11 protein-coding genes are annotated in these 16,419 nt (G+C 41.4%); 7 read left to right on the forward strand and 4 right to left on the reverse strand.

The genetic code is table 11. The features are described 5' to 3' along the window. The first annotated feature begins 5 nt into the window (after window positions 1–5). From P343_RS34875 to P343_RS34885, 3 genes are all read left to right on the forward strand, one after another. On the forward strand, window positions 6–1,151 hold the full coding sequence (locus P343_RS34875; RefSeq protein WP_023511556.1) for an exo-beta-N-acetylmuramidase NamZ family protein: 1,146 nt from the start codon (window positions 6–8) through the stop codon (window positions 1,149–1,151). Then, on the forward strand, window positions 1,075–2,805 hold the full coding sequence (nagZ, locus tag P343_RS34880; RefSeq protein ID WP_152525328.1) for a beta-N-acetylhexosaminidase: 1,731 nt from the start codon (window positions 1,075–1,077) through the stop codon (window positions 2,803–2,805). The genes P343_RS34875 and nagZ overlap by 77 nt, the downstream gene beginning before the upstream one ends. A 208-nt stretch (window positions 2,806–3,013) precedes the next feature. Next, window positions 3,014–3,583, forward strand: a complete 570-nt coding sequence (locus tag P343_RS34885; RefSeq protein ID WP_023511558.1) for an LOG family protein — start codon at window positions 3,014–3,016, stop codon at window positions 3,581–3,583. 227 nt (window positions 3,584–3,810) lie between these two features. Here P343_RS34885 and pflA read toward each other — a convergent pair whose 3' ends face one another. Together pflA and pflB are read right to left on the reverse strand one after the other, a co-directional pair. Continuing rightward, window positions 3,811–4,572 (reverse strand): pyruvate formate-lyase-activating protein, encoded by a 762-nt coding sequence (gene pflA, locus P343_RS34890; protein WP_023511559.1) that lies wholly within the window; start codon window positions 4,570–4,572, stop codon window positions 3,811–3,813. Window positions 4,573–4,625: 53 nt separating this feature from the next. Continuing rightward, entirely contained in the window at window positions 4,626–6,881 is a 2,256-nt protein-coding gene (gene pflB / locus P343_RS34895; RefSeq protein ID WP_023511560.1) for a formate C-acetyltransferase, read from the reverse strand. Window positions 6,882–7,109: 228 nt separating this feature from the next. Here pflB and P343_RS34900 point away from each other — a divergent pair, with 228 nt between their 5' ends. Next, window positions 7,110–7,421, forward strand: a complete 312-nt coding sequence (locus tag P343_RS34900) for a TFIIB-type zinc ribbon-containing protein (RefSeq protein ID WP_023511561.1) — start codon at window positions 7,110–7,112, stop codon at window positions 7,419–7,421. 138 nt (window positions 7,422–7,559) lie between these two features. After that, window positions 7,560–8,261: a type 1 glutamine amidotransferase gene (locus P343_RS34905; protein ID WP_023511562.1), complete on the forward strand. Its 702-nt coding sequence runs from the start codon at window positions 7,560–7,562 to the stop codon at window positions 8,259–8,261. On the opposite strand, the gene P343_RS0119265 is transcribed toward P343_RS34905, so the two are convergent. After that, on the reverse strand, window positions 8,262–9,098 hold the full coding sequence (locus P343_RS0119265) for a Cof-type HAD-IIB family hydrolase (protein ID WP_031264234.1): 837 nt from the start codon (window positions 9,096–9,098) through the stop codon (window positions 8,262–8,264). A 50-nt stretch (window positions 9,099–9,148) separates the two neighbouring features. Continuing rightward, window positions 9,149–9,910, reverse strand: a complete 762-nt coding sequence (locus P343_RS34910) for a DeoR/GlpR family DNA-binding transcription regulator (protein WP_023511563.1) — start codon at window positions 9,908–9,910, stop codon at window positions 9,149–9,151. 409 nt (window positions 9,911–10,319) lie between these two features. On the opposite strand from P343_RS34910, the gene P343_RS34915 reads away from it, so the two are divergent. Both P343_RS34915 and P343_RS34920 read left to right on the forward strand, forming a co-directional pair. Continuing rightward, window positions 10,320–13,151, forward strand: a complete 2,832-nt coding sequence (locus P343_RS34915; RefSeq protein ID WP_023511564.1) for a sigma-54-dependent transcriptional regulator — start codon at window positions 10,320–10,322, stop codon at window positions 13,149–13,151. 219 nt (window positions 13,152–13,370) lie between these two features. Further along, window positions 13,371–16,223, forward strand: a complete 2,853-nt coding sequence (locus P343_RS34920; protein ID WP_023511565.1) for a sigma-54-dependent transcriptional regulator — start codon at window positions 13,371–13,373, stop codon at window positions 16,221–16,223. Window positions 16,224–16,419: the final 196 nt, after the last annotated feature.

Below are 16,419 nucleotides of genomic sequence, written 5' to 3' on the forward strand. Positions count from 1 at the left end.
TAAAAATGATTCAATTAGGTATTGAAACATTGCTGCGGGACCAAATAGCACTGCTAAAGGGAAAGCGGGTCGGTTTGCTTACTAATATGACTGGACTGGACAGCAGACTGTGTCCGACCATCGATCTACTCATGGCTCAGCCGGATATTCATTTGTCGGCTTTATTTGGACCGGAACACGGTGTTCGAGGAGACGGTCAGGAAGGCTTGCCAATTGAATCATATACGGATCCGCTGACTCATCTACCAGTTTATAGCCTTTACGGTAATACCCGGAAACCAAGCAAAGCGATGCTGAAGAACATCGATTGCATCGTCATTGATTTGCAAGACATTGGTGTGCGATATTATACTTTTATTTCAACTATGAGTTTAGTAATGGAAGCATGTATGGAAGAATCAAAGGAGGTCGTGGTTCTCGACCGGCCTAATCCGGTAAACGGTCTAAACCGGGAAGGGAATATTCTTGATAAGTCACTTTCTTCATTTGTTGGAATGCATCCTCTCCCAAATCGTCATGGATTGACAATCGGCGAGCTCTCACTGCTTTATAAACATGAATTCGGAATTAACTGTTCGTTGACTGTAGTACCGATGAAGAGATGGAGTCGGACGATGTACTTCCGGGAGACCGGTTTATGCTGGGTTCAGCCTTCACCAAACGCTACGGGAGAAGCGATGGCTGTCCTCTATCCTGGGATGTGCCTTATTGAAGGCACGACGCTTTCTGAAGGAAGAGGAACGACACGTCCATTTGAAGTGATTGGTGCCCCGTATATGAATGGTTCGGAAATTGCTGACAAATTCAACCAACTCGGCTTGAAGGGAGTACTTGCACGGCCAACAAGTTTTGTACCCTATTATTCAAAATACAAAGGGAAGCTTTGCCGAGGAATTCAAATACATATTACTGATATTAGTAAGGTTCAGTCTTATAAGATAGGTCTTTACACATTAGGACTGGTCGCCGAAATGTATCCATCTGAGTTTTCGTTTCTCGGAAATGGTAATCGATGCACTTTCAATCTGTTGGCAGGAAATACGAAGATCAGGCAGAAAATATTGGAAAATAATTTTGACGATTTCTTTGAACAATGTCAAGCGGAATGCGATCAGTTCAGCGAACATGTCCTGCCTTATTTATTGTATTAGTTCCATTAAACAAAGACTATTTAAAAAGACACTTTTTAATGGGGTGATTCCAATTACTTTTCAAAATAGAGATCTCATTCAAAACATAGGTCAACTGATGGTTTTTGGCTTTTATGGAAAGAAGATGACACCTGAATTAAAGCAATTTATCAATAAAAACAAGTTAGGAAACATTATTCTTTTTTCAAGAAATATGGATGACCAGTTGCAGATCCGTCAGTTAACGATGGAACTTCAGGGGGAGGCAAAAAGGGCTGGGCATAAACATCCACTGTTAATTTGTACGGATCAGGAAAATGGCGCAGTACGGCGCCTGGGCTCTGGCTCGACTGAATTTCCCGGATCGATGCTTATCGGAGCTACATATTCAACAGCAAATGCATTCGAAATTTCTAGAATGACGGCGGAAGAATTAAAGAGTGTCGGCATTAACTGGAATCTAGCTCCTGTTGTAGATGTCAATAATAATCCCGCAAATCCAGTTATCTGCACGCGTTCGTTTGGAGAAGATCCTCAAGTGGTTGCTGAAATGGGAGAAGCATTTATGCGAGGAATGCAGTCAGAGGGTATCGTATCGACACTGAAACATTTTCCCGGACACGGAGATACGGGAGTTGATTCCCACTTGGATCTTCCTGTCATCCCCCATAATTTGGAAAGACTGGAATCGGTTGAACTCGTTCCGTTCAGAAAATGTATCAAGGCAGGTACTGATGTGATCATGAGCGCACATGTTTATTTTCCTGCTATTGAAAAACAATATGGACTACCGGCTACACTCTCCAAAGCAGTTCTGACTGGACTATTGAGAGAACGCCTTCACTTTCAGGGAGTTATAACGACGGATTGTTTGGAGATGAAAGCCATCGATGATCGGTTCGGTACCGCTCAGGGCGCCGTTATGGCATTCCAGGCCGGAGCAGATTTTGCCATGGTTTCACATACGTTTGAGAAGCAGAAGGAGACACTGGAAGCTGTAACTAGTGCTCTTGAAAACGGAAAAATCGATACACAATCAGTTAGAAATTCGATGGAAAGAATTGATAGACTGAAGGATAAATATCTAGATTGGGGTCAGGCCCTGAAAAAGGAGGTCATTTCAGTTGAAAAAGGAGAAGAACATTGGACGACTGCAGAAAAAGTGTACCATGAAGGGATCACATTATTAACTAACAAACAGGATCTGCTTCCTCTTTCAGACAGAAAAAATTCAAAAACTCTGTTTCTGTATAGTGGAATGGTCTTTGCAGCGAAGGTAGAGGATCAGAAAGATCAAATATCGGTCTTTGAGTCAATCGTTAAGTCTGTACACACTGAATCAGAAGTTGCCAAAATCGAGGATCCATCGTTCAATGTTCTTTTGAAAAATGTGATCTCTACCACTGAAAGCTACCAGGCCGTTGTCCTATTAACAGTTTCGATTACGAAAGGAAGCAGCCAAATTGACTTATTGACACAGCTGAAGAAAACCTGCAATTGTCCGATTATTGTTATTGCCGCAAAAAGTCCTTATGATCTTCGCTTATTACCACAGGCAGATGGTTATATCTGTACTTATGATTTTAATCCGCTGTCCCTTAAAATCGCAATTCGCACACTGTTTGGATTGGATAAGGTGTATGGCAGACTACCGATTAGTTTGAATAACACATAAATGGTGTATGAAGTAGAACATCTCGTTAGATTTTTGAGAGTCACACCAGCACGCCTAGTTATTAACATGATTTGTTAAGTTACCGATTAATTTAGAAAATGACCTTAGATCATCTTTTTCTTAAATATGAATCAACTTTTTTAAAAATAGTCACCTTCAAATTTATGCTATAGTGGTTATATAGTATTGAATCAGAAGGGGAATAGAAATGAAACGAATTGCAGTTTACTGTGGTGCTAGTAAAGGAAAGAATCCGATTTATGAAGCATATGCGGTCCAACTTGCCAACTGGATTACTAACAATCATTTTGAGTTGGTGTATGGAGGCGGTAAGGTAGGCTTAATGGGTATTGTCGCTGATACAGTGCTGGACAATGGAGGAAAAGCAACTGGAGTGATTCCTCAATTTCTTGTTGATCGAGAAATTGCCCATGATCGGTTGAGCCGGCTAGTCGTTGTTGATGATATGGATGAACGAAAAAAGGCAATGATGGATTTATCCGATTGCTGCATTGCATTGCCTGGAGGGCCAGGAACTCTTGAGGAAATTTCCGAAGCTATATCCTGGGCACGACTTGGAGAGAATGAAAGCCCGTGTATTTTCCTTAATGTGAATGGTTATTATGACTTAATCAGTCGCTTTTTTGATCAAATGGTTGAAGAAGGATTTCTTTCGGGAGAGGACCGGAATAAGATTCTTATTTCTGATTCGTTTGATGAAATTATGGCGTTTATCGATGCTTATGTTCCGCCGCATGTAAGAAATTATATAAAGTAAAACTTGGCGAAGCGAAGTCTTTAATGTTGGCTGAACTTCCGCAGGATGCGGTGGCTTTCGCGTTGCCTACAGGACGTACGCGTTGTTAGTGAAAGTTCCTCTTTTGTTACACTTATACTAGACTCCGCTAATCTTTTATATTTTATCTTTTCCTTTTTGTACAAGATAAGTCGCTTGCGCATAGAAAAAGAGCACCTCTCAGAATGTTCTGCGAGATGCTCTATTTTTTATTGCGGTATTGCTACAAGCGGCTCTGCTATATTTTGCTGGATCAGCTGAGCGGCCCGTTTAACTTCTTCGTCTGAGGGCGGTTCAATTCCTTCAAGCGGATAATCAAGCCCCATTGCCTCCCACTTGTAGACACCCATTTTATGATAGGGCAGCAGTTCTACACGTTCGACATTACTCAGCGTGTTGATGAACGCTCCGAGTTCTGTTAAATCTTCTTCTGAATCAGTAATGGTTGGAACGAGTACATGTCTGATCCAAACTGGAATTTGTTTCTCTGATAAAAGCTTAGCAAATGCCAGAATGTGCTTGTTTGGTTGACCAGTCAGCCATTTATGGCGTTCTGAATTGATTTCTTTAAGATCCAAAAGCACAAGATCTGTATAGTTTGCAAGCTCATCAAATTGCTTGTGGAAGAAGGGAGCATCCACATAACAGCAACCGGATGTGTCGAGAGCGGTATGAACGCCGATTGCCCTGCATGCCTTGAATAATTCAATAAGAAAAGGCATTTGAAGGAGTGCTTCTCCGCCGCTAACCGTAATTCCGCCACCTGAAGACTGGATGAACGGCAAATAGTCTTTCAGTTCGCCGACAATTTGATCAACGCTGATCTGTTGCCCCGTGCCAACCGCACGTGTATCGACATTATGGCAGTACTTGCAGCGGAGCGGGCAGCCCTGGGTAAAGACGACAAATCGGATGCCGGGTCCGTCTACTGTGCCAAATGATTCAATGGAGTGAATATTGCCAAGAACCATTGGAGGCACCTCCCTTCTGAAACGGATCATGATCTAAACTATGCCAACACGGTTCAAATTGATTTATGGAATGTACGATGAAGAACCTCCAGCTGTTGTTCACGTGTAAGCTTGATGAAGTTGACGGCGTATCCGGAGACACGAATGGTCAACTGCGGATACTTTTCAGGATGATCCATCGCATCAATCAGTGTCTCGCGATTAAACACATTGATATTAATATGATGACCCCCTTTTACTGCATAGCCGTCAAGCATAGCATCCAGATTGGCTTCACGAACGACCTCATCTTTTCCCAAAGCCTGAGGAACGATGGAGAACGTGTTGGAAATACCATCCAGAGAATAACGATATGGCAGTTTGGCTACGGATGACAGAGATGCAAGGGCTCCTTTGCTATCGCGGCCGTGCATTGGGTTTGCACCCGGCGCAAATGCTTCACCGCGCAGACGGCCATCTGGGGTGCTACCCGTTTTCTTTCCATAAACGACATTCGATGTGATCGTCAGAATCGACAATGTCTGTACTGAGTCACGGTATGTGTCAACTGTTTTCAGTTTGTTCATAAACCGCTCAACCAGATCAACAGCTATGGAATCGACGCGATCATCGTTATTGCCGTATTTAGGGAAATCCCCTTCAATAGTAAATCCGGTTGCGATGCCGTCTTCATCACGCTGTACATGTACCTTTGCATATTTAATCGCGCTTAAAGAGTCCGCTGCAACACTGAGTCCGGCAATACCTGTAGCCATCGTTCGCAGAATATGCGTATCATGCAGCGCCATTTCGCTACGTTCATAGGAATACTTGTCGTGCATATAGTGGATCACGTTCAGTGTATTAATATAGAGATCAGAGAGCCAATCCATCATCTTATCAAATTTGTCCAAGACTTCATCATAGTCCAGAATATCACTTGTGATCGGAGCCAAGGCAGGTGCAACCTGAACCTTTTTAACTTCGTCTACGCCACCGTTAATCGCATAGAGCAAAGTTTTTGCGAGATTGGCACGGGCACCGAAGAACTGCATCTGTTTTCCAATTCGCATTGCCGACACGCAGCATGCGATGCCATAATCATCGCCATATTCAACACGCATCAGATCGTCATTTTCATATTGAATCGCGCTGGTTTTAATTGAGATCTTTGCACAATATTTTTTAAAAGCCTTCGGAAGTTGGTTTGACCAAAGTACCGTCAGGTTTGGTTCAGGTGCCGGTCCGAGATTTTCCAGTGTATGCAGGAAACGGAACGAGTTTTTAGTTACTAAGGTTCGGCCATCGACAGACATTCCGCCAATGGATTCGGTTACCCAAGTAGGATCGCCGCTGAACAATTCGTTATAATCCGGTGTGCGTGCAAATTTTACGAGACGAAGCTTCATGACAAAATGATCGACGAGTTCTTGTGCTTCTTCTTCGGTCAATACATGGTTTGCTAAATCACGTTCAATATAAATATCAAGGAACGAAGAGGTTCGACCAAGGCTCATTGCAGCTCCGTTCTGTTCTTTGACAGCTGCAAGATAACCGAAATACAGCCACTGGAAGGCTTCCTGAGCATTTGTAGCCGGTTTGGAAATATCGAAGCCATAGCTTGCGGCCATTTTCTTAATATCTTCTAGGGCGCGAATCTGTTCAGTCAGCTCTTCTCTCAAACGCATGACGTCTTCGCTCATTTTACTTCCTGTGCTTTTTTTATCAATTTTCTTTTGTTCAATGAGAAAATCGATACCATAAAGTGCAACGCGTCTGTAATCACCGATAATTCGTCCGCGGCCGTACGCGTCAGGAAGTCCGGTGATAATACCGACGTGGCGTGCGAGTTTCATCTCATCTGTATAGGCGTCAAATACACCTTGGTTATGTGTTTTTCTGTACTCAGTAAAAATGTGTTCAACTTCATCACTCATTTTAAAGCCGTAGGATTCACACGCTTGTTGTGCCATGCGAATACCGCCAAAAGGCATCAATGATCGTTTAAAAGGCTCATCGGTCTGCACGCCGACGACTTTTTCAATCGATTTATTTAGATAACCAGGTCCATGAGATGTGATGGTAGAGACAATTTCGGTGTCCATGTCCAGCACACCGCCATTTTTCCGTTCCTTTTCGGAAAGCTCCAAAACCTGTTTCCATAAAAGTTCGGTATTCTTGGTAGGGCCGGCAAGGAAAGACTCATCTTGTGTATATGCATGTATGTTCTTCATGATAAAGTCACGAACGTCAATTTCATTCTTCCAAATACCCTCTACGAATCCGTCCCATGCGGATCCGTATTTGCTTCCTTCTACAACTGCTTCCATGTCGTTCATCTCCTCAATTAAATAGTCGACTGTTTGAACGCATTATCCTTGAGCACACTTTAATTATATAATATCAGATGTAACCGCTTACACTTCAATTGTGACTTTTTTGTTAATGTTATATAGGTGTATAAGTGGCAATTTTGTGAATGGGGGAAGCAGTCAAAAGAACGAACTATACATTTTTTTGGTAAAATGAAATTAAGCCAAAAGTGGAGGAGTGGTTCAATGTTTTGCCCAGTATGTGAGGACGTCCGCATGAAGGAAGTCGAGAGAGACGGTGTTCTGATTGATATTTGTCCAAGCTGCAAAGGTGTTTGGCTTGACCGGGGCGAACTTGACAAAATATCGAGCAGAGTGAAGGAAGTCCGCCGCCCGTTTAATGATTGGTATGAACGCGAAGAAGATGATCGAAAAAGGTACAATGACCGTGACTATAAAGAAGATTCGTATTATGATAAAAGACAAAATGGTGACGATTATCCCCGCAAAAAAAAGAAAAAATCGGTAATGGATATGCTAGGAGACATGTTTGATTAACGCACAAATAAATGGATAGATGGTTTGGAATGCAATAAAGGTCTGAGAAGGAGACGCTTCGCACTCTTTTTCGGACTTTATTCTTTATCACATGAGATATTACGTATTTCAAAAGCAGAGATTCAGGGAGATGGCAAAATGCATGTGCATTATTTTCAACACGTTTCGTTCGAACAACCGGGCAGCATTGTGGAATGGTGTCAAGCGCGTGGGCATTTGTTAACCGGTACTCAATTTTATAAGAATGAATTACATTCACCCGATTTCGACACAATTGATTTGCTGGTGATCATGGGTGGACCAATGAACATTTATGAGGAAGAGGAATCTCCATGGCTAAACATGGAAAAGCAGTGGATCAAGCAAGCGATTACGTTGAAAAAGCCTATACTAGGTATCTGTCTGGGTGCCCAATTACTTGCGGACAGTCTTGGAGCAAAAGTATATCCTGGAAAAGAAAAAGAGATCGGATGGTTTCCGATCACACGTACAAGCAAATATGAGCAACCTTTTCAATATATACCAAAACAAATGAACGTCTTTCATTGGCATGGAGATACTTTTGATCTCCCGGAAAACGCAGTGCGCATTGCCTCAAGCAAAGCCTGTCAGAATCAGGCGTTTATCTATGAGAAGTATGTGATCGGTCTGCAGTTTCATCTTGAAGTTGGTGAAGAGAATATTCGTGACATCATTGATCACTCAAGAAATGAATTGACGCAAGGGCGCTATATTCAAGCTGTTCCAGATATGTGCGGACGATTTGGCTTGATCCAGCAGAACAAGGCAATACTTTTTCAATTCATGGATCAATGGATGAACAGTCTAATTATTAAATAGTTAATGAATGCTGCCAACAATACCGAATCTTTCCAAGGCTGCTTGAATCCCATCTTGATCATTAGACAGTGTTACGAAATCAGCGGCTCCTTTTACTTGGCTGGGAGCGTTGTCCATAGCGACACCAATACCGGCAAATCGCAGCATATCTAGGTCGTTAAAATTGTCTCCAAAAGCAATGGTTTCTTCACGGCGAACATTATATTCTTTCATAAGCAGATTCATTGCACCTGCTTTACCCACATCTTTTGCCATAATTTCGAGATAGGTTGGCTTTGACTTGAACACGGATACCTCTAGCTTTAACGAAAGTAGTGACTCGTACAACTGATCGATTTTTTCTGGTTCACCCATGCACAGCACTTTATGAATTGGCGCGAATTCAACGTCCATGTCGTCATCCTGAAACGTGCACAAAGTCGCCGCTGTTCCGGCGATCTGGCGTTCCTGTTCGATCCATGGATTGTTTGGTTCTTGTACCAGCCATTGGTCGAAGCTGTAGGCGGAAAAACTGATATTCGGAAAGCGTTTGCATATATGTTGATGAATGGTGAGCACTGTTTCGGTATCCATGGTTATGGTTAACAATGGTTGGCTTGCTGAACCGGTTTGCTGTGGCCTCACAATAAGTGCTCCACTATAGCAAACGATTGGGTTGGACAAACCAAGCTGCTGCTGCAAGGGCAAAATGCCACCGGGCATACGTGCGGACACGAGAATAAATGGAAGCTGGTGCCTTGCACAAGATTTGATCGCCTTAATTGTTTTCTCTGTGATGACATGTTTTGAATTGATGAGTGTCCCGTCAATATCACTGAAAATCATTTTAACAGACATGTGCGTTCTCTCCTTTATAAAAAATTCAAAATCATTCTGTCTATTTTTGTTTATTGAGCAATTAGAATTTGTGTCCCGTTTTCCACAGCAATGCTCTCCATGGCGTCAGGCAATCGCTGATCCGTGATGATCAGATCGATGCTGCTCCAATTTATCGATTTGAATCGGCTTTTGCGGCTGAATTTTTTGCGTTCGGCAAGAACAACCGTACACTCTGAACGCGAGGACACCAAATTGCTAATCCAAGCATCTTCCTGGTCATCATAATAGATGCCGTCTTCAGTAATTGCTGCGGTACCGAGAAACGCGCAATCAAAATGAATCGCTTCAATTTGCTTCATACTTTCTAAACCAAAGAAGAATCGATTGCTTGCATTTAAACGCCCTCCAAATAGGTGGATCTCCGCCTTTGATTGGTGGGATAAGAGTTCAGCAACATCCAGTGATTGAGTGAAAACAGTGACTTCCGTATCGATCTGCCGTGCCATACAGGAAATAGTGGTTGAGGCATTTAAAAAGTAGCAGCCGTTTTCATGCAGCAAAGAAACTGCTTTTTTTCCAATGCTCATTTTTTCTTCAGAATAAGCTTGAAGACGATCTCGGTAAGCCAGAATTTCATTGTGTAAATCAGGTAATGCAATACCTCCGTGCGTCCGAATTGCGGCACCTTGATCTACAAGTTTTACGATGTCTCGACGTGCCGTATCTCGGGAAACCTCATAGCGTTCGCAGATGTCTACAACTGACATGCTGCGGTGTTCCTTCAAATAAGCAAGAATGGATACAAGGCGTTCTTCCTGATAAATGATCATCATCTCCTATAGAGGGTGTTCGAAAAGTCTGGGAAAAATTACCGGCGAATTTCTGTGTCAACTTGCTTCTCCGCTCCTCACGTATTATTTGCATACGCTCTGGTGCTCAAATCTGCGTTTCCTTGACCTTCTTGGTCCTTTTTGTCCTCCTTTTCGAACAATTTTATATAAGTAATTATAAGTAATATCAACTGATTATTCAATGATATATAATTATATGTAGTTTATTTTTATTTAAATATAAGTGTATTAACTGCTTGTTATATTTTTAATACACTCTTAATAAGGTATGATAAAATAACAATGAAAACGTTTTGATCAACGATCAGCAGCTTGATGAGTTGCAGCCTAAAAGACGATGTATGAACGATTGGTCAGCAGGCAGCACAACATTCATGGAGGATAGGCTATGAAAAGAATCGATCGTGTGTATCAATTATTGGAAGAAAAATGTGATGCATTGACAAAAGCACAGCTTCTTGAGGAAGAGGGATTTTCAGCAAACGATTTAGCCGATGATCTCGACATGTTGAGAAATAATGTCAGCCTCGAATTGAATAATCTCGTCCGGATCGGGAAAGTGATCAAAATTAAAAAACGTCCGGTACTTTACATTCCCCGTGATACGGTTCAGAAGAATTATGGAAATTTGGTTGACCACATCATTTTGGACATTTCATCATTAAAGGATCTGTATTTGGGGCGAGAAAAAGCGACGATCAACGAAAATGAAGATCCCTTTAATTTAATGATTGGTGCTGACGGAAGTTTAAAAAAGATTGTAAGCCAGGCAAAGGCGGCTGTCGTCTATCCACCACGCGGGTTACATACGCTTATTCTCGGACCAACCGGATCCGGAAAAACACTGTTTGCACACATGATGCACAACTATGCTAAATATATGGAAAGAATGGATAAAGACTCACCGTTCATTGTGTTTAACTGTGCAGACTACTATAACAATCCTCAATTATTGATCTCACAAATTTTTGGGCATACAAAGGGCGCATTCACTGGGGCTGACCGTGACAAGAAAGGTCTCGTTGAAAAAGCGGACGGAGGCATGCTGTTCCTTGATGAAGTACACCGGCTCCCGCCTGAAGGCCAAGAAATGATCTTCTATTTCATGGATACCGGCCGTTACAACAGGCTCGGCGAAACAGAAAAGCGCAGGGAATCAAAGGTTTTGATTATCGCTGCAACAACTGAGGATCCATCATCTTCTTTCTTGAACACATTTTTACGACGCATTCCTATAACAATCACTATGCCTTCCTTCCATGAACGGCATACAAAGGAAAAAATTGAATTAACCAAATATCTGTTGTCCAAAGAAGCAAAACGAATTCACAAAGGGATTAAAGTGAATGAAGATGTGATCAAAGCATTGATCGGAAGTGTGACCTTCGGGAATGTCGGCCAATTAAAATCAAATATCCAATTTGTCTGTGCCCAAGGCTTTCTGGAAAGCATGGAGAGCGATTATGTCAATCTCTATGTGAAAATGCTACCTCAAGAAATGAAAGAAGGACTTAGCCTTATTTCCAGAAATGTTAAAGAAAATGAGGAAATTTCGAATTATGTAGGGAAAGTAACAGTGATTACCGGAGAAGGCAGCAAGGAGCTTGTCGATGATGATGTCTATGAGCTTCCTTTTGATATGTATAAGATTATCCAGGATAAATCAAATTTACTCAAACAGGAAAATGTTGACCCAGCCGAGATTAACCGGTTTGTTGCGACGGATATTAAGCTTCATATTAAATGCTTCTATCAGCAAGTGACAAAAAGCCCGAATATGAAGCTGGCGAAACTGGTTGACAAGCGTGTCATGAACTTGTCCGAAGAACTGCGCTCCCTTGCAGAAAGTATGCTCAACAAAACCTTTAATGATAAATTTCTTTACTTTCTCAGTCTTCATATTGACGGCTATCTTAAGCGGAAAAACCGCACGAAACTTACTGCACCACCTTCACATGGGCGCCTGATTGAGGAAAGTGAAATCGAGTATCAGGTTGCACTCAAAATGAAAGAAATGATCGAAGAAAAATTGAATGTCAGCCTTCCGAAAATTGAAGTCATGTATTTGGCTATTCTTCTTGTTTCGGCTAATGAATTGAACCAAAAAGGGAAAGTAGGCATCATTGTCGCGACGCATGGAAACAGCACAGCATCATCAATGGTTAACGTTACTAAGGAGCTGCTGGGTGATTACAATATCATGGCTGTCGATATGCCTTTAGATATCAGCTTTAAGGTAATTCTTGAAGAAATTGTAGCAGCGGTTAAAAAAATTGATCGCGGAGAAGGCGTCCTGATGCTTGTAGATATGGGCTCACTCTATTATTTTGAAGATAAAATCAGGGAACAAGCCGGCATTCCGGTCAAAGCCATTGATATGGTGTCAACGCCGATGGTGCTCGATGCAGTACGTAAAGCGAACTTCTTGGACATGGATTTAAACGCCATTTATAACTCTTTGAAAAACCCTGATCCCGGGGCAGAAAATGTATTGAAGAGCCCGAATTCTGAGCACAAAGATAAGCCAAAAGCCATCCTGACGATTTGTTCAAGTGGGGAAGGAACGGCAAAGAAAATAGAAGAAATGATCAAGACGTTTATTGGTGATGTGACCGAAGAAACGATTAAAATTATTCCTATGTCAATCATTAATCTGAATCAGAACGTTCAGGAATTGCAGAAAAAGTATACAATCCTTTGTTCCATCGGTGTCACAAAGCCGAAAATCAGAGCTCCCTTCATTTCACTTGAACACTTTATAGAAGGAGAAGGTCAGAAAATAATCGAGCAGGCGATTGTAAATAAACATTTGCGTATTAATAATGGTCAATCCGACGCCATCATTCGGGGTCTATGCGAAGATAGCCTAAAAATGATGCTGACCTATCTTAACCCATACCGAGCGATTACAACTTTGCTCCATTTTTGTGAGAGTTTGCAAAAAGAGTGGGAAGTTCACTTCAAAAATACAATGACCCTGCGTATTGTGGTACACTGCGCGTTTGCTCTTGAACGAACGATTACAAATGAAAACCTTCAATATAAAGAGCCAATTACTGATGAAAAGAGAAAACTGCTGGGCAAAGTGAAAAAGGCTTCAGCTGTGATCGAAAAAGAAATGAATCTGACGCTGCCGGATGAAGAACTCTGTTACGTAGTGGATTTGTTGCAAGATGAATTTTCTGATCCGTTAGAAACGCAAAGCAGAGTACTAAGATGAAGGTTCGTCATCTATGTGTATCATTCATAGTGATTTTGTCCCTAAGTTATTAAATTCACGCGCTGAGCTAATTTATGAAAAAAACGATATGAGTGAATATGTATAGAAATTGATATTTTGAAAATGTATAAGTTGAAATAAAATCCTGTATTGGAGATAATGAATCCGCTTACTTTTTTGCTTGTGATACACAATATAGTTAAAAAAGGAGGGCATATAATGTCACGGCGTGAAAAAGTTTTAACGTATATGGAAAAGCACGCACTCAGTATGGATCAAGGTGTGACAACGAGTGAAATTTCCGAAGCGATCGGTGTGCTTCGCCCGAATGTTAGCAAGGAGTTAAATCAGCTTGTCAGAGAGGGAAGGATAAAGAAGTTAAATGGTCGACCGGTTCACTATGTCGTGAATCATGCAGTCGGGAAACGTAAAATTAAGATGGAGCAGAAACCCAACATTGGGTTTGCAGGGGATGCTCGTATCAGTGATCACAACATTAAAGAGAAATCTGCTGCACATAAGAACGAAGTGGATGCTTTTGAGAACATGATTGGCAATCGTGATAGCCTAAAGAATCAAGTCGAGCAGGCCAAAGCAGCATTGCTTTATCCACCGCACGGACTGAATACACTGATCATTGGGCCGACAGGATCCGGTAAGACGTATTTTGCTAATAAAATGTACCATTTTGCATTAGATAAGGAGATCATCTCCAAAAAGGGATTTACCACATTCAATTGTGCAGATTACGCACACAATCCGCAGTTGTTGATGTCGCATTTGTTTGGCTACGTCAAGGGAGCTTTTACTGGTGCCAACAGTGATAAAGATGGTCTGATTCAAGAAGCTGATGGCGGAATGCTTTTTCTTGATGAAGTCCATCGTCTGCCGCCTGAGGGGCAAGAAATGATTTTTTATTTTATGGATCATGGAACATACAGCCGTTTAGGCGAAACGACCAAAGTTCATCATGCGGACGTCAGACTTGTTTACGCAACAACTGAAGACCCGGAAAGTTCATTGTTGCAGACTTTTGTCCGTCGTATCCCGATCATCATTCAGCTGCCGGACTTTAAACAAAGAAGTGCACGTGAAAAATTACAATTATTAGAACAATTATTAACACTTGAAGCAAATCGGATTCATAAAAATATTCGTTTAAATGAAGATGTCGTTCAAGCACTGCTGGGAAGTGTTACATACGGTAATGTTGGGCAATTGAAATCTAATATTCAATTAGTGTGTGCTCAAGGCTTTTTGAATAGCATGCATAATAAAAATGAAATAACCCTGCTTTTTAGCCAGTTGCCGCCAAATATCAAAGATGGACTTTCCAATTTGGCTGACAATCGGAAAGAACTGGGGAATCTGAGTCGCTTGTTGGAACCGACGATGGTGATCAAGCCCAATGCTAAGCGCGGTCTGCCCGACATTGACAGCTATGAACTGCCTTATAATTTGTATGAAATCATTGGCGATAAAGCTACGCTACTGAAAGACGAAGGATTGGACCAAACAGCGATCAATAACTTCATTATGACGGATATTAATCTGCATTTAAAATCTTTTTATCGGCAAGGGAATCTGGAAAAAACGTTCAGCAGTCTGAATGAGATCGTTGATCAAGAAATTATTGACTTAACCAAGCAGATCCAACGCCTGCTTCAGGAAAGAGAGAATTATCCAGTCAGGGATAATTTCATTTACGCGATGAGTTTACATATCAGCTCTTTTATTAAGCGGGTCCAGTCAGGAAAACCGTTACGCAGTATTTCATCTGATTTGATTTCAATGGTCCATGATTATCCTGATGAACTCAAGATTGCGGAACACGTTAAAGTATTGATCGAGGATCATTATCGTTTTCCCGTTCCTGAATCTGAAGTGTATTACATGGCGATCCTTTTAGTCTCGTTAAAATCAGAACCTAAAGCCGGAAAAGTTGGAATCGTTGTGGCAGCCCATGGGAACAGTACCGCATCCTCAATGGTGCAAGTGGTTTCGCAACTGCTGTCTGTCGATAATATCGCCGCATATGATATGCCGCTTGAAATGAGTCCTAAAGTCGCATTGGATGGCATTGCATTACAAGCAAAAAATATCGATCAGGGCAACGGGGTTTTACTATTGGTCGATATGGGGTCTCTGAGCACATTTAGCAGTAAACTGACAGAGAAAACGAATGTTCATGTCAAAACGATCGATATGGTGACGACAGCGATGGTGCTTGAAGCAGCTCGTAAAACAGCACTGATCGATAGTGATCTTGAAACAGTATATCGGGAATTGCGTGAATTTAATGGCTATTCTCGAACGATTAATAAGGTCCAGAAAAAAAAGAATGATGTTCAGAAAATATCAGATCAAAGAGAGAAGGCTATTATTGCGATTTGTTCGACGGGTGAAGGAACAGCTCAGAGAATTAAAGACCTGTTAGATAAGATATTGGTCGACAATCTGATTGATGATATCACAGTGATCACAGTTTCGGTCGTGAATATGAAAGAACAAATTGCTAAAATCCAGCAAAAATATCAAATCGTAGCCACGACCGGTGTTGTGAATCCCCAACTTGCTGTTCCATTCGTTTCACTAGAAAATTTATTGCAGGGTGGAGGCGAGAGTTTTGTCAGTCTGATCGAAGAAATAAACAATCATACTGTACGTGAAGCAGAGGCTCTGGAACATTCGGAGTTATTAACGGAAGAAATGAGTCAGAACTATTTGGGACAGTACTTTACATTCATTAATCCCGAAAAAATCGCAAAAATATTGTGGAGTTATTGCGATTTTATTCAGCAGCGCAGTAAGCTCAACATGTCCAATGCCTTCAAAGTTAGTTTGATTATGCATATGGCAGGAGCAATTGAGCGTTATCTGACACGCTCAGAAATGAATGTTGATGATGATCAACTAGCTAGCGTCAGATTGGAGAAACTGTACCCGATCGTGAAACAGGCGAATAAGGTTCTGCACGACACGATTAATATCGATCTTTCAGAGGCTGAAGTGTATTATATCGTCGAAATATTTAATACAGAAAAAGAAAAAAACGATACACAAAATAAATGATACACAACTAAGTGTGTCATTTATTTTTTTTTATTAGTGGAAAAATCCTGTTATTCCGGCTCTTTTATACGATACACAAAAATTGGCATGTAATTTGCTTATGATGTTGTGTAGGGATTTTCTGAGAGATTTTATACTCTTCGTGGTTTGAAACCCAAATCATGAAAGCGCTACAGAGTAATCAGAAACTACGAAC

Origin of the sequence: Sporolactobacillus laevolacticus DSM 442, assembly GCF_000497245.1 — a bacterium.
In the GTDB taxonomy this organism is placed as follows: Bacteria; Bacillota; Bacilli; order Bacillales; family Sporolactobacillaceae; genus Sporolactobacillus; species Sporolactobacillus laevolacticus.

Excerpts from the sequence above, each read along its gene's own strand:
- P343_RS34875 (WP_023511556.1), top strand. The coding sequence starts at position 6 with ATGATTCAATTAGGTATTGAAACATTGCTGCGGGACCAAATAGCACTG.
- P343_RS34885 (WP_023511558.1), top strand. The coding sequence starts at position 3,014 with ATGAAACGAATTGCAGTTTACTGTGGTGCTAGTAAAGGAAAGAATCCG.
- pflA (WP_023511559.1), bottom strand. The coding sequence starts at position 4,572 with ATGGTTCTTGGCAATATTCACTCCATTGAATCATTTGGCACAGTAGAC.
- pflB (WP_023511560.1), bottom strand. The coding sequence starts at position 6,881 with ATGGAAGCAGTTGTAGAAGGAAGCAAATACGGATCCGCATGGGACGGA.
- P343_RS34900 (WP_023511561.1), top strand. The coding sequence starts at position 7,110 with ATGTTTTGCCCAGTATGTGAGGACGTCCGCATGAAGGAAGTCGAGAGA.
- P343_RS34905 (WP_023511562.1), top strand. The coding sequence starts at position 7,560 with ATGCATGTGCATTATTTTCAACACGTTTCGTTCGAACAACCGGGCAGC.
- P343_RS0119265 (WP_031264234.1), bottom strand. The coding sequence starts at position 9,098 with ATGTCTGTTAAAATGATTTTCAGTGATATTGACGGGACACTCATCAAT.
- P343_RS34910 (WP_023511563.1), bottom strand. The coding sequence starts at position 9,910 with ATGATCATTTATCAGGAAGAACGCCTTGTATCCATTCTTGCTTATTTG.
- P343_RS34915 (WP_023511564.1), top strand. The coding sequence starts at position 10,320 with ATGAAAAGAATCGATCGTGTGTATCAATTATTGGAAGAAAAATGTGAT.
- P343_RS34920 (WP_023511565.1), top strand. The coding sequence starts at position 13,371 with ATGTCACGGCGTGAAAAAGTTTTAACGTATATGGAAAAGCACGCACTC.